Origin of the sequence: Campylobacter concisus (assembly GCF_003049065.1) — a bacterium.
Classification (GTDB): Bacteria; Campylobacterota; Campylobacteria; order Campylobacterales; family Campylobacteraceae; genus Campylobacter_A; species Campylobacter_A concisus_BE.
Genome location: NZ_PISC01000006.1, coordinates 16,404 through 36,502, shown reverse-complemented (window position 1 = coordinate 36,502; position 20,099 = coordinate 16,404). Strand labels below are relative to the sequence as shown.

The window sequence follows — 20,099 nt, the reverse complement described above, 5'->3', positions numbered from 1 at the left end:
ATAAATAAAATTTAAACGATTATACTCCCAAAAAATTAAAAAACTATAATCTCACAATATAGTTTGTAAAAATAAAGTGAATTTAAGCTTTTTTTACACCAAAATTTGAGACAAATTTATCTAGAAATGCCTATATATAGTGATTTTAAGCTTTTTATAAAAGAGAAATTTGATCTAATGTCTAAACGTTAAGATAAAAAAATTTTCTATTTTAGCTCTCGTAAAATAGAAAATTTTAATAATAAAATTTATTAAACTTAAAAAATTATAAATAGCAACTATTAAAAATGAGCAACTTTGTTTTAAATTTTAAATGTTAGTTAAATTTTAAAACCATAAAAGGCTTAAATTTAAGCCTTTTTCTCGCTCATCTTTATATAAATATGTAAGATATCAATCGCTGCTGGCGTGATACCTGAAATTTCACTCGCCGCAAAGAGCGTTGGCGGGGCAAATTTCTCAAGCTTTTCGACCACTTCGTTGCTAAGTCCACTTATGCTTCTAAAGTCGAAATTTTCAGGGATTTTCACATCCATCATATCTTTCATTTTTTCTATCTGATTTTTTTGCTCGCTGATGTAGTGCTGATACTTGCACTCGGTTAAAATTTGATCCATGCTCGCATCGTCTAAATTTACAAATCTCTCATCAAGCTTTCTTAGTTTCTCAGCCGTAAAACTCTTTCTAGCGACTATCTTTTGAAGGCTCACGTTTTGGCTGATCGGCTCTTCATCAAGGCTTGCTAAAAGCTCTAAATTTGCCTTACTTGGGGTGATTTGAGTCTCGTTTAAAAACTCTAACCCCTCTTTTAAATTTCTTCTTATATTTTCGATCTTGCTAAAAGTCTCATCATCAAGCAGCCCAAGCTCATGACCATATCCACCAAGCCTTAAAATGGCATTTTCCTCACGTAAAAGCAAGCGATACTCTGCCCTACTTGTAAACATCCTATATGGCTCTTTTGTCCCTTTTGTGACAAGATCATCTATCAAAACGCCGATATACGCCTCATCGCGGCGCAAGACAAGTGGCTCTTTATTATCAAGTGAAAGCGCTGCATTTATGCCAGCCATTAGCCCCTGAGCGCCAGCCTCCTCGTATCCAGTCGTGCCGTTTATCTGCCCAGCCAAGTATAGCCCTTTTACCTTTTTTGTCTCCAGACTATGTTTTAGTTGCGTTGGCTCGACGTAGTCGTATTCGATAGCGTATCCATGCCTTACTATTTTGGCGTTTTCAAAGCCCTTTACGGAGCGTAGCATCTGTACTTGCACCTCATAAGGCAGGCTCGTTGAAAAGCCGTTTATGTAGTACTCTGTCGCCTCAAGTGTTTGAGGCTCGATAAAAAGGTGGTGTCTGTCGCGGTCGCCAAAGCGGTTTATCTTATCCTCGATACTAGGGCAATATCTTGGCCCGATACCCTCGATCTGACCTGTAAAAAGTGGCGCTTTGTCGAAATTTGAGCGGATTATCTCATGGGTGGTTTCATTTGTATAGGCGATGTAGCATGGTAGCTGCGTTGGGGAGAAATTTTTAGTTCTAAAGCTAAATGCAACTGGCTTTGCATCGCCATCTTGCTTCTCTAAAATTTCAAAATTTATCGTTTTTGCGTCGATCCTTGGGCATGTTCCAGTCTTTAGCCTGCCTAAATTTAGCCCAAGCTCCCTTAAGCTAGAGCTTAGATCCTTTGCGCTTAGCTCGCCCACACGGCCAGCTTCAAGTTTGTTAAATCCAACGTGGATTAGCCCGTTTAAAAATGTGCCAGTTGTAATTATCACTTTTTTTGCGTTATAGGTGTTATTTAGGTGGGTTTTAACGCCAGTTACTTCGCCATTTTCGCTTAAAATTTCAGTGGCGATCTCTTGAGAAATTTCTAAATTTGGCGTGTTTAAAAGCAAATTTCTCATATAAACGCGGTATCTATCCATATCGATCTGAGCGCGGCTACCACGTACTGCTGGGCCCTTGCTCTCATTTAGCACGCGAAACTGGATACCAACGGCGTCAGTTGTAAGTCCCATCTGACCGCCAAGTGCGTCTATCTCTTTTACAAGGTGTCCTTTTGCAAGGCCGCCGATGGCTGGATTACAGCTTGCAGCGCCTATTTGCTCGGCTAAGATAGTGATCAGTAAAGTTTGTTTGCCCATTCTGGCAGCCGCAAGACTTGCCTCAATGCCAGCATGTCCGCCGCCAACGACGATGATTTCATAGTCCATGATAAATTTTTCCTTATTTTTGATAGGCGGATTTTATCAAAAAGCATATAAAATTTAAATTTTTTCAAAGAAATTTCACCACAGAATTTATGGCTAGAGTTTTTTATTAATGATATTTTAAATATTTTACTGCTAGATTTACAAAATTTTAAATCTAAAAAGGCTTTATTCATGAGGAATTTACTAAAAGTCACTGGCTTTTTGCCCTACCTTGCGATCGCATTTTTAAACGCAAGTGTCGATCTAGCGCACAAAATAACCATCCAAAACGTCCTTTTAAAGACCTACTCAGGCGACACGCTTTTTATCCTAACAGCCGTTATAAATGCGATGATCTTGCTTCCATTTATATTTTTATTTTCTCCTTCAAGCTTTATAAATGACAAATTTGCAAAGACAAAGGTTATTAGAATTTGCGCCGTCTTTGGCGTTGTTATCAGCATTGCGGTGCTTATTAGCTACCTTTTGGGTGCCTTTGGCGTGGCATTTGCGCTAACACTCATTTTGGCTGCTCAAAGTGCGATCTACTCGCCAGCAAAATATGGCATCATCAAAGCACTTGTCGGCACTGAGCGACTTGGCACAGCAAACGGCATCATACAAGCACTAACCATCGTAGCGATACTCGCTAGCTCATTTTTGTTTTCATTTATATTTGAAAATTTATACATCCAAGGCGAAAACTCAGAAGAAATTTTAAAAAGCGTCTATCCTATCGGCATCTTTTTAGTCGTATTTAGCGCGCTTGAAGCATTTTTTGCTTACAAGCTACCTTATATCAACGAAACAAACGAACAAAGCGGAGAATTTGAGCTTAAAAGATACATCAGCCTTAGCTACTTGAGAGAAAATTTAAAAGAGGTAAGATCAGATAAAAATATCTGGCTAAGCATCGCTGGTCTTAGCATATTTTGGGGAATTTCTCAGATCATCATCGCAGCTTTTCCAGCTCACTACAAAGCCGTTTTTAACGACGACAGCTCACTAGCGGTGCAAGCGATCCTTGCAGTAAGCGCCATAGGCATCGCATTTGGCTCATACGTGGCTGGCTCTATGTCAAAGCTACACATCGAGCTTGGCATCGTGCCGATGGGTGCTATGGGTATATTTTTCTCGCTTTTATTTTTCGCATTTGGCTCAAGCATCGGCGTAGTGAGCCTTAGCTCATTTGCATTTGGCTTTTTTGGAGGCATATTTATAGTGCCGCTAAATGCGATGATCCAGTACTTTGCCCCACAAAAGAGCACTGGCAAGATAATGGCGGCAAACAACTTCTTGCAAAACGTCTCAATGCTGCTATTTCTAGCCATTGGCATAGGCTTAGTATATTTTGAAATTTCAACCACCGGACTCTTTGTCTTTACAGCGCTTGTTTGCCTCATTGGCAGTTTTTATGCCATTTTGCAGCTTCCACACCTTTTTACAAGGCTACTTTTATTGCCATTTTTAAAGACAAAGTACCGCTTTTTCGTTGAAGGACTTCAAAATTTACCGCAAAGTGGCGGCGCGCTACTTCTTGGCAATCACATCAGCTGGATCGACTGGCTCGTGCTTCAAGCTGCAAGCCCAAGGGGCATAAGATTTGTCATGTATAGAACAATCTATAACAAATGGTATCTAAAGCAAATTTTTAAATTTTTTAAAGTGATCCCAATAGGCGCAGGAGCTAGCAAAGAGTCGATAGAGCTAGTTAGAGAGTGCCTAAAAAATGGCGAAGTGGTCGCACTTTTCCCAGAGGGCCACATCAGCTATAACGGCCAGATAAACGAGTTTCAAAAAGGCTTTGAGCTTATCATAAGAGATCTAGAAGAAATTTGCATCGTGCCATTTTATCTTCGTGGCCTTTGGGGTTCAAGCTTTTCAAGAGCTAGTAAATTTTACAAAGACCTTACCTCTAAAAACGGCAGACGCGACATCATCGTCGCCTTTGGCAAGCCAATAACTACATTTATAAACGCTGCAAAGATGAAGCAAAAGGTGCTTGAGCTTAGCTTTTCATCGTGGGAGAGCTTTATCTCAAGACAAAAACCACTAACAAGCGAATGGCTAAATAACGCAAAAGAGGATAAATTTAAAGAGTGCGTAAGCGACAGCACTGGGCTAAATTTAAGCAACTTGAAATTTATAACAGCCGTTTTAGTCTTTATCAAAATTTTCAAACGCGAGCTAAAAGATGAGAAAAATATAGGCATCTTACTGCCTAGCTCAAGTATCGCAGCTATCGTCAATATGGCGCTTCTTGCCATGGGCAAAGTGAGCGTAAATTTAAACTATACGCTTAATGCTACCTCGCTAAATCACGCCCTAAGAAAGGCAGATATAAATACAGTGATCACTTCTAGCAAATTTCTTGAAAAGCTCGCACTTAAGGGCTTTGATCTAAAAGATGCGATGAGCGGCAGGGCTAAATTTGCAGAAGATCTCTCAGCCAGCGTCTCAAAAAAAGAGAAATTTTTAGCGCTTTTAACGGCATTTTTTGCTCCAACTTGGCTTATTAAGCTTTGCTATTTTAGGCCAGTGAGCTTAGAGGATACGGCAACTATTTTATTTAGCAGTGGCAGCGAGGGCGAGCCAAAAGGCATCGAGCTAAGCCACAAAAATTTACTTGCAAACATTAAGCAAATAAGCGAACTTCTAAATTTCAAAAAAGATGACGTGATCTTAAATTCACTCCCAGTATTTCACTCATTTGGACTAACAGTCACCACGCTCATGCCACTTTGCGAGGGCGTAAAAATGGTAAGCGTGCCTGACCCAACAGACGGAGCGACTATCGGCAAAATGGCCGCAAGACACAGCGCTAGCATAATCTTTGGCACCTCAACGTTTTTTAGGCTCTACACCAGAAACAAAAAGCTTCATCCGCTAATGTTTCAAAGTGCCAGAATGGTCGTAGCTGGGGCTGAAAAGCTAAAACCTGAGATAAAAGACGAGTTTAGGCTCAAATTTGGCATAGAAATTTATGAAGGGTATGGCGCGACCGAAACGGCGCCAGTAGCTGCTGTAAATATGCCAAATATCCTAGAAAAAGAGAGCCTAAAAGAGCTTACATTTAATAGACCTGGCAGCGTTGGCATGCCTCTACCTGGCACTATCATCAAAATAATCGATCCAGAAACTCTAGAAGAGCTAGAAACTGGCGAGGACGGGCTAATAGTGATCGGCGGCTCACAAGTGATGAAGGGCTATCTAAACGACGAAGCTAAAACAAGCGAGGTCATCACGCACATTGATGGCGTAAGATACTATAAAACTGGCGATAAAGGCCACATCGATGAAAACGGCTTTGTATTTATCGTCGATAGATACTCAAGATTTGCTAAAATTGGCGGCGAGATGATAAGCCTTGGAAGCGTCGAAGAAGAGCTTGCAAAGGTGCTTGGAAGCGACGTTGTCTTTAGTAGCGCAAACGTGCCAGATAGCAAAAAGGGCGAAGCAATCGCACTTTTAGTAAAAAGTGGCACAGAGCCAGAGAATTTAGAGCAAATTTTAAAAGAGAGTAGCCTAGCTCCTATAATGATGCCAAGCTATATATTCATCGTTGATGATATCCCAACGCTTGCAAGCGGAAAGGTTGATTTTAAGGGCGTTAAAGCTCTAGCGGTCTCACTTTTAGCGGAGTGAGGCACCGCCCTTTATTTTTGTGATAAAATAGCGCCAAAACATTACCTAGGTCGCAGTTGCGACTGACATTTGCATAAATCTTAAAAAATTTTCTTTTTTTTGCAAATTCCGTTATTGATTTTATTTTTTCTATAAGGAGTTTTGTATGAAATTTTCTAGTGCTTTTAAATTTGGTGCGCTCTGCGTAGTTGGCTGTTTGCTCTCTTTAAATTCTGCCTTAGCAAATTCTTACGAGCAGATCAAAAAAGATGGCGTCATAAGGATAGCAACAGAGGGCGTTTATTCGCCATTTTCATTTCACAATGAAAAAGATGAGCTAATGGGCTATGACGTGGAGATAGCAAGAGCTGTGGCTAAAAAACTAGGCGTAAAACCAAAATTTATCGAGGCTTCATGGGATGCGATGCTTGCGGCATTTGACGCTGGCAAGGCGGACGTGGTGTTTAACCAAGTAAGCATAACCGACGAGCGAAAGAAAAAGTATGACTACAGCGTGCCATATATGGTCTCTTACTCGGCCATCGTCGTGCATAAAGATAATAGTGACATCAAAAGTTTTGCTGATCTAAAAGGCAAAAGAAGCGTGCATTCAGTAAATAGCATGTGGATACCAACAGTTGAAAAGTATGGCGCCAAGCTAGTTGTGGCTGATAGTTTGAGCGATCAGATAAATTTGATCATCACAAAAAGAGCAGATGATACGATAGATGATGCGGTGATGTTTTATGACTACATCAAACAACACCCAAATGCCCCTATAAAGATCATCGAAGCTGGCGATGAGCCGATGTATACGGCCGCGATTGTTAAAAAAGGTAACAAAGAGCTACTAAATAAGATAAATAATGCCCTAAATGAGCTTAGCAAAGAAGGAGTTTTAAGCGAAATTTCGCTTAAATACTTCGGCAAAGACATTTCTAAATAAGGAGAATCAATGAATTTTAAGCCCATTTTTGGCTTTATCGCAGGTGCTTTTTTAGCTTTAAATTTAAATGCTTCAACTATCAAAAAAGGCGAGCTTATAGTTGCAACTGAAGGCACTTACTCACCTTACTCATTTTATGACGAAAAGGGCGAGCTAGTAGGCTATGACGTAGATATCGCAAAAGCTGTTGCAAAGAAGCTAAATTTAAAGATCGAGTTTCTAACAGCTCCATGGGACGCGATGCTAGCTGCATTTGACGCTGGCAAAGCAGATGTCGTTTTTAACCAAGTTAGCATAAACGAAGATAGAAAGAAAAAGTATGATATGAGCGTGCCTTACACCATGCCATATCCAGTAATTGTCGTGCATAAAGACAATAACGACATCAAAAGTTTTGCTGATCTAAAAGGCAAAAGAAGCGTGCACTCTGCAACTAGCAACTGGGCAGCGATAGCTGAGAAAAACGGCGCAACAGTGGTCGTGGCTGATGGCTTTAGCAAAGGCGTGGAGCTTATCATCTCAAAAAGAGCTGACGATACGATAAATGACAATGTCACATTTTTTGACTACATCAAACAACGCCCAAATGCACCGCTAAAGATCGCATACACTAGCAATGAGCCGATGCCAACTGCTGCACTTCTTAAAAAAGGCAATACCGAGCTATTAGAAGCGATAAACAAAGCGATTGATGAGCTAAAAGCCGAAGGCAAGATAAGCGAAATTTCGATGAAATATTTTGGAAAAGATATTTCAAAATAAAGGATCAAAATGAAATTTACAAATTTATTAAAAGTAGTAGCAGTGCTTGCAATGGCTCTAAATTTGCAAGCAAAAACTATAAAAGATGGCGTGCTAACAGTAGCAACAGAAGGCACTTACGCGCCTTTTACATTTTATAATGACAAAAATGAGCTAGTAGGATACGACGTAGATATCGCAAGAGCAGTAGCGCAAAAGCTAAATTTAAAAGTTGAGTTTCTAACAGCTCCATGGGACGCGATGTTAGCGGCATTTGACGCTGGCAAAGCAGACGTTGTGTTTAACCAAGTAAGCATAACCGATGAGAGAAAGAAAAAGTATGCTTTTTCGGTGCCTTATACTGTGACATTTGGCGCTATCATCACTAGAAAAGATAATAACGACATCAAAAGTTTTGCTGATCTAAAAGGCAAAAAAGATGCCGACTCAGCAACTAGCAACTGGGCGAAAGTCGCCGTAAAATACGGTGCTGAGCTAGTTGTGACTGATAGCTATGCTAAAAGTATGGAGCTTCTTATATCAAGGCGTGTAGATGCTGTTGTAAGAGATAACATCGTATTTTACGACTTCATAAAAGAGCGTCCAAACGCACCTGTAAAGATAGCTGCCTCACTTGATGAGAAAGACTACACAGCAGCAGCTGTTAAGAAAGATAACGCCGAGCTTGCAGAGCAAATTTCAAATGCTTTAACTGAGCTTTCAAAAGAGGGCAAACTAGAAGCTATCTCTAAAAGCTACTTTGGCAAAGACGTCTCAAAATAAATTTATAAACCAACAAGGCAAAAATGGAAAATTTAGATAGAGTGATCGAGCTTGTTTCAAGCTCGACGCTACCGATGATCATCGCGCTTTTAAAAGTGACGATCCCACTTACTTTGCTCTCGTTTTCGCTAGGGCTTGTCATCGCCATTATCACAGCAGTAGCGAGACTTTCAAATATAAAAATTTTAAAATTTATATTTGCCACCTACGTTTGGATATTTCGCGGTACACCGCTTCTTGTGCAGCTTTTTATCGTATTTTACGGGCTTCCTAGCATCGGTGTCACGCTTGATACTTGGAGTGCGGCTACTATAGCATTTAGCCTAAACGTGGGCGCTTATGCCTCTGAGTCAGTAAGGGCTGCCATACTTTCTGTGCCAAAAGGTCAGTGGGAGGCAGCCACATCGCTTGGCATGACACACTATCAAATTTTAAAGCGCATCATCGCACCTCAAGCAGTGAGGATCTCGCTCCCTCCGCTTTCAAACACATTTATAGGCCTTGTTAAAGACACTTCACTAGCAGCTTCTATAACGATGGTAGATATGTTTATGGTCGCTCAAAGGATCGCAGCAAGGACCTTTGAGCCACTCATCCTCTACATCCTAGCAGCACTCATCTATCTAGTGGTTTGCACACTTTTAACCTATCTTCAATCAAGGCTTGAAAAAGCTGTCTCAAGGTATGTCTAATGGCTATAAATTTTAAAAATATAAGCAAATCTTACGGCGATCATTTGGTGCTAGATAACATAAATACAAGCTTTAAAGAGGGGCAAACGACCGTGATAGTTGGCTCATCTGGTTGTGGCAAATCAACACTTCTTAGATGCATAAATTTACTTGAGATCCCACAAAGTGGCACTTTAGAGGTAGATGACAGGAGTATAAATTTTAAAGAGAAGCTTAGCTCAAAAGAGCTTTTAGAAATTCGTAAAAAAACAGGCATGGTCTTTCAAAGCTTCAACCTCTTCCCGCACCTAACAGCGCTTCAAAATGTCACCGAAGCTCCGATCTACGTTCAAAAAAAGGATAAAAACGAAGCGATAAAAGAGGCAAAAGAGCTTTTAGCCAAAGTGGGGCTTAGCCATAAAGAAGATACATATCCAAACAGGCTCTCAGGCGGACAAGCACAGCGCGTGGCCATAGCTAGAGCGCTAGCTGTAAATCCATACTTTTTGCTACTTGACGAGCCTACAAGTGCGCTTGATCCAGAGCTTGAGGCTGAAGTTTTAAAGGTCATCTTATCTCTTGCAAAAGAGAAAAAGTCTATGATCATCGTCACTCATAATATGAATTTTGCTAGAAAGATAGCTGATAGAATTTTGTTTTTAGATAAAGGTGTGATCGCCTTTGATGGCTTAGTTGATGAGTTTTTTAACAGCCAAAATGAGAGGATAAAAAGCTTCATCTCGGCTATGGATATATAAATTTAGCTAGAAGATCTAGCTAAATTTATTACGCAAAGTATGGTTTTATCTGCTCGATCCAAGCTGAAATTCTACCCTCAGTTTTGTCGCTCTGGTTATCAGCATCAAGCGCTAGACCTACAAATTTGCCGCCTCTTACAGCATCAGAGCCATCAAATGTATATCCATCAGTGCTAACTTCGCCAACTACTTTTGCACCTGCTTTTACGACCTCATCGTAAAGCTTTGCCATGCCGTTACAGTACTCATCAGAGTAGCTCTCGCTATCGCCCATGCCAAAAACTGCGACCGTTTTACCGCTTAAATTTAACGCTTTAAAATCAAACGCGTCCCAATCATCTTGAAGATCGCCGCTACCCCAAGTCGATGTGCCAAGGATGAGCTTATCAAAGCCATTTAGCTTCGCTGCGTCCACGTCAGAGACATTTAAAAGCTCGTTTTCAAGTCCCAAGCCCTCGCTTATAAGTTTTGCTGCATCTTCGGTATTTCCCATGCTGCTTCCATAAACTATACCTATCATTTTTATCCTTTTTAAAAAATTTTACTAATAATCGTATAAGGCACGAGCTTTATGCACCCTCTTGCAAAGCAGTGTCTAACCTCAACGTGCCGCCTAAATTCCTCATTTCTAGGGCAAACGATATAGACCATCTCGCACTCGTGACCAAGCGCGCAAACGGCTGCATCGATGTCGTCGTTTAAATTTCTCATATCATCAAAACTCACCCTTTTAAAGCTTGGCATGACGCTGAGCAAATTTTTGCCACCCTTTTTGACCGAGATGACACCGCCATTTAGCACGACCTCTTTGTCTTGATGGCGGAGGCGTATTTTATCATAAACAAACTGGCAAAACATCTGCGCTGCGTCAATGAAAAACTCAAATTCTCCGCTTCTATAAAGCATCTTTATCATCTTTGCAGCTGCCATCTTTGGCTCTTTTGCTACAACTCTCAACCCTTTAAAATCATTTTTTAAATAAGCATTTATAACGATGTTTGAAGGTATGCAAAAGCTATCAACTGGTTTGAAATTTAAAAATTTATCACGCAGTAAGAAATTTATCCTAGCCTCAAAAATGTCTTTGAAATTTAGGAATTTAGCGTAAGAAAGCGGGATCTTTAGCTCGCTCTCAACGCCAACATTATAAAGTGCGATGAAAATTTTCGCACGCGAAAGCTTGTCAAGCTTTGCAAAAATACTTGGAGTTATTTCGCCAATATCTGATAAAAACCCGAACTTCATCTATTATTCTTTGCATCCAAATTCCTTATCTAGGCCAAAGACCTTACAATACTCGCAAAATACGCAACTAACGCTTCTTTTGGCACAAACGATAGGGATATTTCTCTTTTTTGCTTGAGTTTTAATAGTCTTCATCGTGTTGTGGTTTAAAAAGCTAGTGAGCATCACCACGCACTCAGTATCTTGCGGGATCGGCTTGCGATTTACGCGGTTTTCGTTTCTAGCGTCCCAGTGCTCTATCTTCTCAGCTCCCAAATCATGCAAAACAGCCTTAATAGGCGTGATCTCATCTGCTCCGATAACTAAAACTGACATAACAAGCTCCTAAAATTTATTCGTTTTCTGATAACGATTATAAAAAAGCTTAGCTAAAATTATTCTTAGTTATGATATTTATTATCACTTATTTGTAGAAATTTGTAACGTTTTTGGTTTTTAAAAAGGCTAAATTTAATTAGCCTTCTTAAATTTAACCGCTGCAACGAGAAAGATGGCAAGTCCAGCCGCTGCAAAAAGGCTACCAACGTTGCCAATATTTTGCTCGCCAAGATGAACTATTGTTTGATGTCCTATTAGCGCGCCAGCTCCTATGCCGATGTTATAAATTGCTGAATATATCGCCATCGCAGCGTCCGTGGCATTTGAGGCTAAGCTTAGCACCTTTATCTGAAAGCTCATATTTATCCCAGCTATGCCAAGACCCCAGATAAAGGCAAGCACAAGCATCAAGCTCTCATTTGTAGCGATCAAATTTAGCACAAGCAAGCAAGCTAAAATGATCGCTATTGAGATAGCTGTAAAAGCATTTGGTATGAGCTTATAAAATTTAGAGAAAAGCACGCTTGCTACAATGCCAGCGACGCCAAACAAAAGCAAAAATATAGTGATAAATTTACCATCAAAACCGCTTATATCTTTAGCAAACGGCTCGATGTAGCTATAAGTGCTAAAATGCGCGCTGATAACGATAGCGGTTAGCAAAAATATAACCATCAAAAAGCCATTTCTTGCAAGCTCTGGCAAACTCTTTAGCGAGCCTGAGTTTTTGCTAGGCAAAAGTGGCAAAATTTTATATAGCCAAGCGCCAACGCCCACAGCAAAAATTCCTATGAGCCCAAATGTGACACGCCAGCCCAAGCTATCGCCTAAAATCCTACCAAGTGGCAAGCCAAGTATCATCGCTATCGATGTACCAAGTGCTAGCAGTCCCAGAGCTTGCGAGCTTTTATTGATAGGTGCCACTCTAACAGCAAGCGAAGCTGTGATCGACCAAAATATGGCGTGTGAGATGGCTATTAGTACGCGAGCTATGACTAAAACAGTAAAATTCCAAGCAACAGCGCAAAGTGCGTGAGAAGCGACAAAAATGATAAAAACCTTTAAAAGTAGCGACCTTCGCTCTAAATTTGCAGTTAGCAACATAAAAGGTAGCGAGAGTATCGTCACACTCCACGCATATATCGTGATGATGAGCCCAGTATCAGCCGTACTCATGCCAAAATCCTTTGCTATGTCACTTAAAAGTGGCACCGGCACGAACTCAGTTGTATTAAATATAAAAGCTGCAAAAGCTAGCGCGATAACCCTTAGATAGGCTATTTTATGAATATTTATCAAAATTTCATCCTTTTTACTTTGCCCCTACAATATTAAAATTTGACTTACATCTTAGTTATTTATAAATTTTAATTTTTTAATGATAGAGATTAATGACAAATTTTGGATTTTTCTTTTATAATAAAGCCATTTTTAAGATAATTTTAAGGCGGAAATATGTCAAAAATAATGAAAACTATGGACGGAAACGAGGCCGCAGCTTACGCGTCATACGCATTTACCGAAGTAGCTGGAATTTACCCTATCACTCCTAGCTCGCCTATGGCTGACTACACTGACCTTTGGGCAGCGCAGGGCAAGAAAAATTTATTTGGTATGCCAGTAAAAGTAGTCGAGATGCAAAGCGAGGGCGGCGCAGCTGGCACGGTGCATGGCTCGCTACAAGTTGGTGCGCTAACTACGACCTACACAGCTTCTCAAGGCCTACTTTTAAAAATTCCAAATATGTATAAGATAGCAGGCCAGCTCCTCCCTGGCGTCATCCACGTCTCAGCTCGCTCGCTCGCGGCACAGGCACTTTCAATATTTGGCGACCACCAAGACATCTACGCCTGTCGCCAAACCGGCTTTGCTATGCTAGCAAGCGGCTCAGTGCAAGAGGTGATGGATATCGCTGGCGTCGCGCATTTAGCAGCGATAAAGGGCAGAGTGCCGTTTTTACACTTCTTTGACGGCTTTAGAACGAGCCATGAAATTCAAAAGGTCGAGGTGCTTGACTACGCACACTTTGATAGACTTCTTGACCGCGAGGCGCTACAGAAATTTAGAGACGAAGCGCTAAATCCAGAGAGCCCAAAAACAAGAGGCACAGCGCAAAACGATGATATCTACTTTCAAACAAGAGAGCTAAGTAACCGCTTTTATGACGCAGTGCCAGACATCGTGGCAGAGTATCTAGCTGAAATTTCAAAGATCACTGGCAGAGACTACAAGCCATTTAACTACTACGGCGACCCTGAGGCTACACGCGTCATCGTAGCTATGGGCTCAGTGACGCAAACTCTTGAAGAGGTCGTTGATTATCTAAACGCAAAAGGCGAAAAGGTGGGCATTATTAAGGTGCATTTGTACCGCCCATTTAGCACGAAGTATCTCTTTGACGTGATGCCAAAGAGCGTGAAAAAAATAGCCGTTCTTGACCGCACAAAAGAGCCTGGCAGCCTTGGCGAGCCGCTATATCTTGATATAAAAGCTGCATTTTATGGCCAAAAGGACGCTCCAGTCATAGTTGGCGGTAGATACGGCCTAAGCTCAAAGGACGTCGATCCTGCGCAAATGCTAGCTGTGTTTGAAAATTTAAACCAAAGCGAGCCAAAAGATGGCTTTACAGTAGGTATCGTCGATGACGTCACTTTTACCTCGCTACCGACTGGAGAGAAAATTTCACTAAGCGATGAGAGCGTTAAAGAGTGCCTATTTTACGGCCTTGGAGCTGACGGCACCGTGGGCGCAAACAAAAACTCTATAAAGATCATCGGCGATAAGACTGACCTTTATGCGCAGGCATATTTTGCCTACGATAGTAAAAAATCAGGCGGTTATACGCGCTCGCACCTTCGCTTTGGCAAAAAGCCGATCCGCTCGACCTATCTCGTCTCAAACCCGCACTTTGTAGCATGCTCAGTCGCAGCATATCTTGAAATTTACGACGTGATTGATGGCATCAGAGAAAACGGCACATTTTTACTAAACTCTATCTGGGACGCAGAGCAGACGATCGCTAAACTGCCAAATAAAGTTAAGAAAATTTTAGCTAGCAAAAATATAAATTTCTACATCATAAACGCAACAAAGCTAGCACACGACATCGGCCTTAAAAACCGCACAAACACCATAATGCAGTCGGCATTTTTCAAGCTTGCTGACATCATACCATTTGAAGATGCGCAAAAATATATGAAAGAATACGCTCACAAAGCCTACGCTAAAAAAGGCGAGGCGATCGTGCAGATGAACTACAACGCTATCGACGTTGGCGCAAAAGGTCTTATCAAGGTACCAGTCGATCCTGCGTGGGCAAATTTAGCAGACGATGAGCAAAAAGATGAAAAATATATCGGCAACAGCTTCATCGAAAATGTCGTAAAGCCGATAAATGCGGCCAGAGGCGATAGCCTGCCAGTCTCAGCCTTCATAGGCTACGAAGACGGCCACTTTGAAGCTGGCACGACAGCTTACGAGAAGCGCGGCGTTGGTGTCATGGTGCCAAAATGGATCGAGCAAAACTGCATCCAGTGCAACCAGTGCGCATTTGTCTGCCCACACGCTGTCATCAGGCCATTTTTGATAGACGAGAACGAGCTTAGCGCAGCCCCAGATAGCGTAAAAGAGCACAACCTAGAAGCCAAAGGCAAAGAGGTCAAGGGACTAAAATATAAAATCCAAGTAAGCCCGCTAGACTGCACCGGCTGCGAGCTATGCGCGCAAAACTGCCCAAGCAAGGAAAAATCGCTCGTAATGGTGCCGCTTGAAGAAGAGCTAGGCAAAAACGAGCAAGAAAATGCTGATTATCTATTTAAAAAGGTCGTTTACAAAGACGATCTCATGAACAAAGAGAGCGTTAAGGGCGTTGGCTTTGCTAAGCCGCTCTTTGAATTCCACGGCGCTTGCCCAGGATGTGGCGAAACTCCGTATATCACGCTTATTACAAGGCTCTTTGGCGAGCGCATGATCGTGGCAAACGCGACTGGTTGTAGCTCGATATATGGCGGCTCAGCTCCATCTACTCCATACACCACAAATGACGAAGGCAAGGGCGTTGCGTGGGCAAACTCGCTATTTGAAGATAACGCCGAGTTTGGCATGGGTATGAACGTAGCGATGGAGACCATGCGCCACCGCATCGAAGATATCATGAGAAACAACATAGATAGCGTGCCAAACGCACTTTCAGCGCTTTACAACGACTGGATAAATTTCAAAAATGATGGCGTTAAAACACAAGATATCACGAAAAATTTATTGCCTATCTTAGAGCAAAATTTAAGCGCGCCGGGCGTGAAAGAAATTTTAGAGCTTAAGAAATTTCTCGTCAAAAAGTCGCAGTGGATCATCGGCGGCGACGGCTGGGCGTATGACATCGGCTTTGGCGGACTTGACCACGTGCTAGCAAGCGGCGAGAACGTAAACGTACTAGTGCTTGACACCGAAGTTTATTCAAACACTGGTGGCCAAAGCTCAAAATCAAGCCGCGCAGGCTCGATAGCGCAATTTACAGCTAGCGGCAAGCCAGCTCAGAAAAAGGACCTTGGCTACATCGCTATGACTTACGGCAACATTTTTGTAGCGCAGATCAACTCAAACGCGAGCCAAGCAAACGTGATAAAAGCGATCGCAGCGGCCGAAGCGTATGATGGCCCAAGCCTCATCATCGCCTACTCTCCGTGCATCGCTCACGGCATCAAAGGCGGCTTATCGCAGTCAGGCGGACAAGGCGAGCTCGCCACAAAATGCGGATACTGGCCGACATACCTATACGATCCGCGCCTTTTAAAAGAGGGACAAAATCCACTTAAAATCACCTCAAAAGAGCCAGACTGGTCGCTTTATGAAGAGTTTTTACTAAACGAGGTTCGCTACAACTCGCTTAAAAAGACCAACCCTGAGCACGCAGACGAGCTACTAGCTAAAAACAAAGCCGACGCGCAAAGACGCTACCGCCAGCTAAAACGCCTAAGCCTAGCAGACTTTAGCGACGAAATCAATTAAATTTTAGGTGCTTTTGCACCTAAAATTTACTCTAGCAGCTAGAATACATCTTGCTTGAAATCTTTTTAAATTTAATACTGCATATCTCATCAAAGGCAAAATGACGCTCCTTAAGATCACTCATCATATATGAAAAATAAAATTTCTTCTCCACAAAAGCCACTTCACTAGCTATGATCTCGCCAAGAGCGCTGTCATCTATATGAAAATTTTTAAAAACGACGCTTAGCTCGAAGTAGCCATTTTGCAAGTCTCCGATATAAAATTTAACCCTAGCGCCGCTTTTCATAAAGGCAGAAGATACTATCTTTGCGTCACTAAAATTTAGATCTATAAAAATTCTCTCAAGCGTCTTTAGCTCGCCATAAAAAGACCTTATATATGAGCCATAATCCTCTATCCTCTTTTCAAACTCATCATCGTCCAAATCACCGCTTATCCAGCCCTTATCAAAAAACCTCATCTTGCGCCAAGGCACTCCGGCTCCTTAAAATTTAACTTCTAAAGCAAATTTTATATATCATTATCTAAAATTATTCATAAATTTAAAAGGCAAAAATATGAGCCAAACGCACCCTTTTAAGCCAATCTTTGATAAAAACTCTAAAATTTTGATCCTAGGCTCTTTCCCCTCTGTCATCTCTCGTAAATTTGGCTTTTACTATACAAATCCGCAAAACCGCTTTTGGCAGGCGCTAGCTAGAATCTTAAACGCCGATGTGCCAGAAAGCATTGATGAAAAGATAAAATTTCTACTCTCTCATCACATAGCGATATATGACGCGGCGATATCGTGCGAGATAGAGGGCTCAAGCGACGCAAAAATGAGCAAGATCGTACCTGTAAATTTAAAGCCGATATTTAAAGAGGCAAAGATCAGGCAAGTCTATGCAAACGGCGGCAAAGCTTATGAAATTTGTAAAAAATACTTAGAAGATGAGATTATAAAAGCGACAAAAAATGAAGTGATAAAACTACCATCAACCAGCCCTGCAAATGCCAAATTTAGCCTTGAAAGGCTCGCAAAAGAGTGGTCGATGATAGCTAGAGCGCTAGAATAACAAAAATCAAAATGACTTTACCTTCGAATTATTTTTGTCTTGCTCCCTTTTTGCATTACAAAATTTATAAATTTATCTCTTTAACTTTCGCTTTTTATTTCTAGGCTTTGATCTAAACAGCGGCTCGGTCTTTGGTTTTGGCCTTGTTTCATAGTGTGTGTTATAGCATTTTAGTAACTCTTGTCCGCACTTTTCACATGTAGTTTCACCTATATTATAAAATTTCATGCAGTCAGGACACCACATGCCCTCTAGCCTTTGCACGACTGGCGGCTCTTTTCTAAAAGCCATCCAAAAACCATAAATGCTTAACAGCAAAAATCCAAGTGCTGGCAACAGATACAAGTTGCCAGCATCATTAAATTTAAAAAACTTCTCACCAACTTTTACATTTTTGTTAGCTAGTATAGAAATACAGTAAAGCAAGCACATAAATCCTATAAAAAAGCCACCTATGCGGTTAAACATATTTTCTACTTTCTAGCATTATTTTTCAAATTTTCTTTACGCCTTTTTGAGCGAGACATTCTAAAGAATTTTGGCTTGGCCTCTAAAGTATCATTTGGTTTTTGTTTTATATGTCTAATAGCAAAAAGGAATACAACAAGGGTAGAGATATAACTAAAAACACAAGGATAAACAAGATAGCCGTTTGATTTTGTAAAAGTAAATTTTATAGGAAATAGTGAAACCAATACAAAGAATAACTTAAGAGATATACCTTTTATGGGATTGTTTTTGCTAATGGCAATACCACCATGCAAGAAAATAGCTGTAGCCTTCCATATATAAAACATAAGTGGTAGTCCAAAGATATTATAAATAACCCAGTGCAGTAATGGGTAATCCCCCATCATAAGCTGTAAGATTAGCTCACCCCAAACTTTATCCATTATTTTTTCAAATTTTCCTTACGTCTTTTTGAGCGAGACATTCTAAAGAATTTTGGTTTGGCTTCTATAGCATTGTTTTGTGGTTTTACCAAATGCCTAATTGTCCCAAAAATAGCATAAAAACAAACTGCAACAACAAGAAAAAGTGAAAAATTAACTGTTAGGGGCAAAATGCCATCCGATCTAGTGACACTAAAATATAGCCTATAAAACAAAAAGGCTATCAACAATATAACCGCCAAGTCAAACAAGATATATAAAATAGACTGGATATTGCCTCTTGTCTTAAATTTGAGATAGTATAAACTTGAAATAACATCCTCTATCAGCATCTTTAAAAATAGTAATCCTACAGTGTCAAATACCAGCCAATATAGCCACGGAGCGTTTGGCATAAAACCAATGTCAATTATCCTGCTAATAAAACTACCCATTAAAATATCTCACAATGCACCATTGCCAAATTTAAAAGAATTATTTATATTCATAAATCAACTTGTTTAACTTTATGAAAAAAAGCACAAATAACATAGCAAATATCAACTATGAGCTGAAGACATAAACAAGCAAATGCGATATAGAGTAAATTTCTATCACCTAGGTCATATGCTACAATTTTAGGAATTTTTATAAAATTTGTTAGGATGATCATTATGGCACCGACAAAAACGAAAAAATACCTAAAAATAAACTTTCGCCCCTTGTTTTTAGACTCTTTTAGCCAAAAAATCAAAAATATAAAACTTGCAATAGATCCGAAAATTAGACCAATATTATTAAAAGCCAACGTTATCCCCCATCAAAAAAATAGTAACTATCAGAAATATATTCAAAAAGAGTTGATAATAGCCAGAAAAGTGCTTAGGGTTATTTTGCCAATCTATCAATATAATGGCTGGCCAGATCATATTCATAAAAAAAACAACTATATTGGTTATTAATATTCCAGGGCCTATTTCAAACCTATTGTTGTGATAATAGACAATATAGCAAGCAAAATAAACAAGTATGGCATAACCTATAAAAATATATAATCCAGATAAAAGTCTGAAAAATTTATATATGAAATTTATCATAAATCGCTTACTTATATATAGTATTAAATAAAGCACTAAATTTGATATTAAAAAAATAGATATTAAGTCCACTTGTTATCCTGTCACTTTGTAAGCTAAAAATGGGCTTACTCCAAACCTTGTCAATTAGTTCAAAATCCGTCAACTTTTGCTTTTATCCTTTAATTTTACATTTTTAACCTTTAGCAAATTCTTGATTTTCTTTTTTTGATTTCTATTTTTGATTTTGGTGTTATAAAATTAAAATTTTGCATTACTCGGACATTTTTGTAATTGGGTATTTTTTGATGTTTTTTGTGGAACGGAAGGCAAGATAAAAAAATGCGAAACTAGCTGCCAAGCTAATAATGGCTGGAATAACATAAGTATCACCCAAACTAGAAAAATCATGTTCTATTGCAAATCTTTCAAATTTTTTGTTCGCAAATATCCTAATAGATATAAATAAAAATCCAAAACCAATAAAGACATAGCAAAATTTATAAAACATAGTTATTCCTTGAATTTGTTGTTATTGTTTTTGCTGTTTTCTAAATTTGCATCTTTAAATTTGACTTATTCTTTGGATTTGTAGAAAAATCCTAAACATATAAAAAATAACCCAACAACGAAAAATCCAAAAATACTTTTTTCATCAATTGTTTGCCAACCATGAAACCTAAAATAAATTTTGCCACCAAATAAAGCCCAAATGGCTTCCAAAAGAAAAATACAACCTAAAAAGATAAATCCAAATTTAGCGTTCATTTTTTATTCCAAGTGTCTTTTTTATATTGTTATATCC

The 20,099-nt window shown here is 39.9% G+C and carries 20 protein-coding genes; 9 read left to right on the top strand and 11 right to left on the bottom strand.

Annotated elements, in window-relative coordinates:
• Positions 1-350 precede the first annotated feature (350 nt).
• Positions 351-2,213, bottom strand: coding sequence for a tRNA uridine-5-carboxymethylaminomethyl(34) synthesis enzyme MnmG (gene mnmG, locus CVS81_RS06210; RefSeq protein WP_107965432.1), 1,863 nt, complete (start codon positions 2,211-2,213; stop codon positions 351-353).
• A gap of 171 nt (positions 2,214-2,384) precedes the next feature.
• Between mnmG and CVS81_RS06205 the strand changes: the two genes are divergently transcribed.
• The 6 genes from CVS81_RS06205 (at position 2,385) to CVS81_RS06180 (ending at position 9,715) form a co-directional block, all read left to right on the top strand.
• Positions 2,385-5,837, top strand: coding sequence for an acyl-[ACP]--phospholipid O-acyltransferase (locus tag CVS81_RS06205; RefSeq protein ID WP_107965431.1), 3,453 nt, complete (start codon positions 2,385-2,387; stop codon positions 5,835-5,837).
• Positions 5,838-5,982: 145 nt separating this feature from the next.
• The gene (locus tag CVS81_RS06200) at positions 5,983-6,762 is read left to right on the top strand and encodes an amino acid ABC transporter substrate-binding protein (protein ID WP_087582973.1); all 780 of its coding nucleotides are present in this window, start codon (positions 5,983-5,985) and stop codon (positions 6,760-6,762) included.
• Positions 6,763-6,771: 9 nt separating this feature from the next.
• Positions 6,772-7,524, top strand: coding sequence for an amino acid ABC transporter substrate-binding protein (locus CVS81_RS06195; RefSeq protein WP_107965430.1), 753 nt, complete (start codon positions 6,772-6,774; stop codon positions 7,522-7,524).
• Positions 7,525-7,533: 9 nt separating this feature from the next.
• Positions 7,534-8,286 carry an amino acid ABC transporter substrate-binding protein gene (locus CVS81_RS06190; protein WP_002939347.1) on the top strand — a complete coding sequence of 251 codons (753 nt, stop codon included), beginning with the start codon at positions 7,534-7,536 and terminating at the stop codon, positions 8,284-8,286.
• A gap of 23 nt (positions 8,287-8,309) precedes the next feature.
• Positions 8,310-8,978: an amino acid ABC transporter permease gene (locus CVS81_RS06185; protein ID WP_021089366.1), complete on the top strand. Its 669-nt coding sequence runs from the start codon at positions 8,310-8,312 to the stop codon at positions 8,976-8,978.
• Positions 8,978-9,715: an amino acid ABC transporter ATP-binding protein gene (locus CVS81_RS06180; RefSeq protein ID WP_107965429.1), complete on the top strand. Its 738-nt coding sequence runs from the start codon at positions 8,978-8,980 to the stop codon at positions 9,713-9,715. Before CVS81_RS06185 ends, CVS81_RS06180 begins: the two co-directional genes overlap by 1 nt.
• Before the next feature lie 28 nt (positions 9,716-9,743).
• On the opposite strand, the gene fldA is transcribed toward CVS81_RS06180, so the two are convergent.
• The 4 genes from fldA to CVS81_RS06160 form a co-directional block, all read right to left on the bottom strand.
• Positions 9,744-10,235 carry a flavodoxin FldA gene (fldA, locus tag CVS81_RS06175; RefSeq protein WP_103580793.1) on the bottom strand — a complete coding sequence of 164 codons (492 nt, stop codon included), beginning with the start codon at positions 10,233-10,235 and terminating at the stop codon, positions 9,744-9,746.
• Between the two features lie 11 nt (positions 10,236-10,246).
• A complete protein-coding gene (locus CVS81_RS06170) occupies positions 10,247-10,960 on the bottom strand; it encodes a UDP-N-acetylmuramate--alanine ligase (protein ID WP_107965428.1) in 714 nt (237 codons plus the stop codon).
• Positions 10,961-10,963: 3 nt separating this feature from the next.
• Entirely contained in the window at positions 10,964-11,275 is a 312-nt protein-coding gene (locus tag CVS81_RS06165; RefSeq protein WP_002939277.1) for a DUF2325 domain-containing protein, read from the bottom strand.
• A 135-nt stretch (positions 11,276-11,410) separates the two neighbouring features.
• A complete protein-coding gene (locus CVS81_RS06160) occupies positions 11,411-12,577 on the bottom strand; it encodes a sugar transporter (protein WP_107965427.1) in 1,167 nt (388 codons plus the stop codon).
• Positions 12,578-12,733: 156 nt separating this feature from the next.
• Between CVS81_RS06160 and nifJ the strand changes: the two genes are divergently transcribed.
• Positions 12,734-16,285 (top strand): pyruvate:ferredoxin (flavodoxin) oxidoreductase, encoded by a 3,552-nt coding sequence (gene nifJ, locus CVS81_RS06155; protein WP_107965426.1) that lies wholly within the window; start codon positions 12,734-12,736, stop codon positions 16,283-16,285.
• A 31-nt stretch (positions 16,286-16,316) separates the two neighbouring features.
• On the opposite strand, the gene CVS81_RS06150 is transcribed toward nifJ, so the two are convergent.
• On the bottom strand, positions 16,317-16,748 hold the full coding sequence (locus tag CVS81_RS06150) for a hypothetical protein (protein ID WP_199907165.1): 432 nt from the start codon (positions 16,746-16,748) through the stop codon (positions 16,317-16,319).
• Between the two features lie 97 nt (positions 16,749-16,845).
• On the opposite strand from CVS81_RS06150, the gene CVS81_RS06145 reads away from it, so the two are divergent.
• A complete protein-coding gene (locus CVS81_RS06145; RefSeq protein WP_199907164.1) occupies positions 16,846-17,346 on the top strand; it encodes a DNA-deoxyinosine glycosylase in 501 nt (166 codons plus the stop codon).
• 72 nt (positions 17,347-17,418) lie between these two features.
• Here CVS81_RS06145 and CVS81_RS06140 read toward each other — a convergent pair whose 3' ends face one another.
• The 3 genes from CVS81_RS06140 to CVS81_RS06130 are packed head-to-tail and all read right to left on the bottom strand — an operon-like array spanning position 17,419 to position 18,673.
• A complete protein-coding gene (locus tag CVS81_RS06140) occupies positions 17,419-17,814 on the bottom strand; it encodes a hypothetical protein (protein ID WP_107965423.1) in 396 nt (131 codons plus the stop codon).
• A 5-nt stretch (positions 17,815-17,819) separates the two neighbouring features.
• Positions 17,820-18,239 carry a hypothetical protein gene (locus CVS81_RS06135; RefSeq protein ID WP_107965422.1) on the bottom strand — a complete coding sequence of 140 codons (420 nt, stop codon included), beginning with the start codon at positions 18,237-18,239 and terminating at the stop codon, positions 17,820-17,822.
• Positions 18,239-18,673, bottom strand: coding sequence for a hypothetical protein (locus tag CVS81_RS06130; RefSeq protein WP_107965421.1), 435 nt, complete (start codon positions 18,671-18,673; stop codon positions 18,239-18,241). Before CVS81_RS06130 ends, CVS81_RS06135 begins: the two co-directional genes overlap by 1 nt.
• 219 nt (positions 18,674-18,892) lie before the next feature.
• On the opposite strand from CVS81_RS06130, the gene CVS81_RS09780 reads away from it, so the two are divergent.
• Positions 18,893-19,180 carry a hypothetical protein gene (locus CVS81_RS09780; RefSeq protein ID WP_159070970.1) on the top strand — a complete coding sequence of 96 codons (288 nt, stop codon included), beginning with the start codon at positions 18,893-18,895 and terminating at the stop codon, positions 19,178-19,180.
• A gap of 388 nt (positions 19,181-19,568) precedes the next feature.
• Here the strand turns inward: CVS81_RS09780 and CVS81_RS06115 are convergent, their stop codons facing one another.
• Positions 19,569-19,805 (bottom strand): hypothetical protein, encoded by a 237-nt coding sequence (locus CVS81_RS06115; protein ID WP_107965418.1) that lies wholly within the window; start codon positions 19,803-19,805, stop codon positions 19,569-19,571.
• A 65-nt stretch (positions 19,806-19,870) separates the two neighbouring features.
• Complete coding sequence (locus CVS81_RS06110) at positions 19,871-20,062, bottom strand: hypothetical protein (protein ID WP_107965417.1); 192 nt, start codon at positions 20,060-20,062, stop codon at positions 19,871-19,873.
• Between the last annotated feature and the right edge of the window lie 37 nt (positions 20,063-20,099).

Bases quoted from the DNA above. Each gene is read 5' to 3' on its own strand.
- CVS81_RS09780 (WP_159070970.1), top strand. From the start codon at position 18,893: ATGGCACCGACAAAAACGAAAAAATACCTAAAAATAAACTTTCGCCCC.
- CVS81_RS06110 (WP_107965417.1), bottom strand. From the start codon at position 20,062: ATGAACGCTAAATTTGGATTTATCTTTTTAGGTTGTATTTTTCTTTTG.
- CVS81_RS06130 (WP_107965421.1), bottom strand. From the start codon at position 18,673: ATGGGTAGTTTTATTAGCAGGATAATTGACATTGGTTTTATGCCAAAC.
- CVS81_RS06180 (WP_107965429.1), top strand. From the start codon at position 8,978: ATGGCTATAAATTTTAAAAATATAAGCAAATCTTACGGCGATCATTTG.
- CVS81_RS06115 (WP_107965418.1), bottom strand. From the start codon at position 19,805: ATGTTTTATAAATTTTGCTATGTCTTTATTGGTTTTGGATTTTTATTT.
- CVS81_RS06170 (WP_107965428.1), bottom strand. From the start codon at position 10,960: ATGAAGTTCGGGTTTTTATCAGATATTGGCGAAATAACTCCAAGTATT.
- CVS81_RS06185 (WP_021089366.1), top strand. From the start codon at position 8,310: ATGGAAAATTTAGATAGAGTGATCGAGCTTGTTTCAAGCTCGACGCTA.
- CVS81_RS06195 (WP_107965430.1), top strand. From the start codon at position 6,772: ATGAATTTTAAGCCCATTTTTGGCTTTATCGCAGGTGCTTTTTTAGCT.
- CVS81_RS06190 (WP_002939347.1), top strand. From the start codon at position 7,534: ATGAAATTTACAAATTTATTAAAAGTAGTAGCAGTGCTTGCAATGGCT.
- CVS81_RS06200 (WP_087582973.1), top strand. From the start codon at position 5,983: ATGAAATTTTCTAGTGCTTTTAAATTTGGTGCGCTCTGCGTAGTTGGC.
- CVS81_RS06145 (WP_199907164.1), top strand. From the start codon at position 16,846: ATGAGCCAAACGCACCCTTTTAAGCCAATCTTTGATAAAAACTCTAAA.
- CVS81_RS06135 (WP_107965422.1), bottom strand. From the start codon at position 18,239: ATGGATAAAGTTTGGGGTGAGCTAATCTTACAGCTTATGATGGGGGAT.
- fldA (WP_103580793.1), bottom strand. From the start codon at position 10,235: ATGATAGGTATAGTTTATGGAAGCAGCATGGGAAATACCGAAGATGCA.
- CVS81_RS06150 (WP_199907165.1), bottom strand. From the start codon at position 16,748: ATGAGGTTTTTTGATAAGGGCTGGATAAGCGGTGATTTGGACGATGAT.
- CVS81_RS06165 (WP_002939277.1), bottom strand. From the start codon at position 11,275: ATGTCAGTTTTAGTTATCGGAGCAGATGAGATCACGCCTATTAAGGCT.
- mnmG (WP_107965432.1), bottom strand. From the start codon at position 2,213: ATGGACTATGAAATCATCGTCGTTGGCGGCGGACATGCTGGCATTGAG.
- CVS81_RS06205 (WP_107965431.1), top strand. From the start codon at position 2,385: ATGAGGAATTTACTAAAAGTCACTGGCTTTTTGCCCTACCTTGCGATC.
- nifJ (WP_107965426.1), top strand. From the start codon at position 12,734: ATGTCAAAAATAATGAAAACTATGGACGGAAACGAGGCCGCAGCTTAC.
- CVS81_RS06140 (WP_107965423.1), bottom strand. From the start codon at position 17,814: ATGTTTAACCGCATAGGTGGCTTTTTTATAGGATTTATGTGCTTGCTT.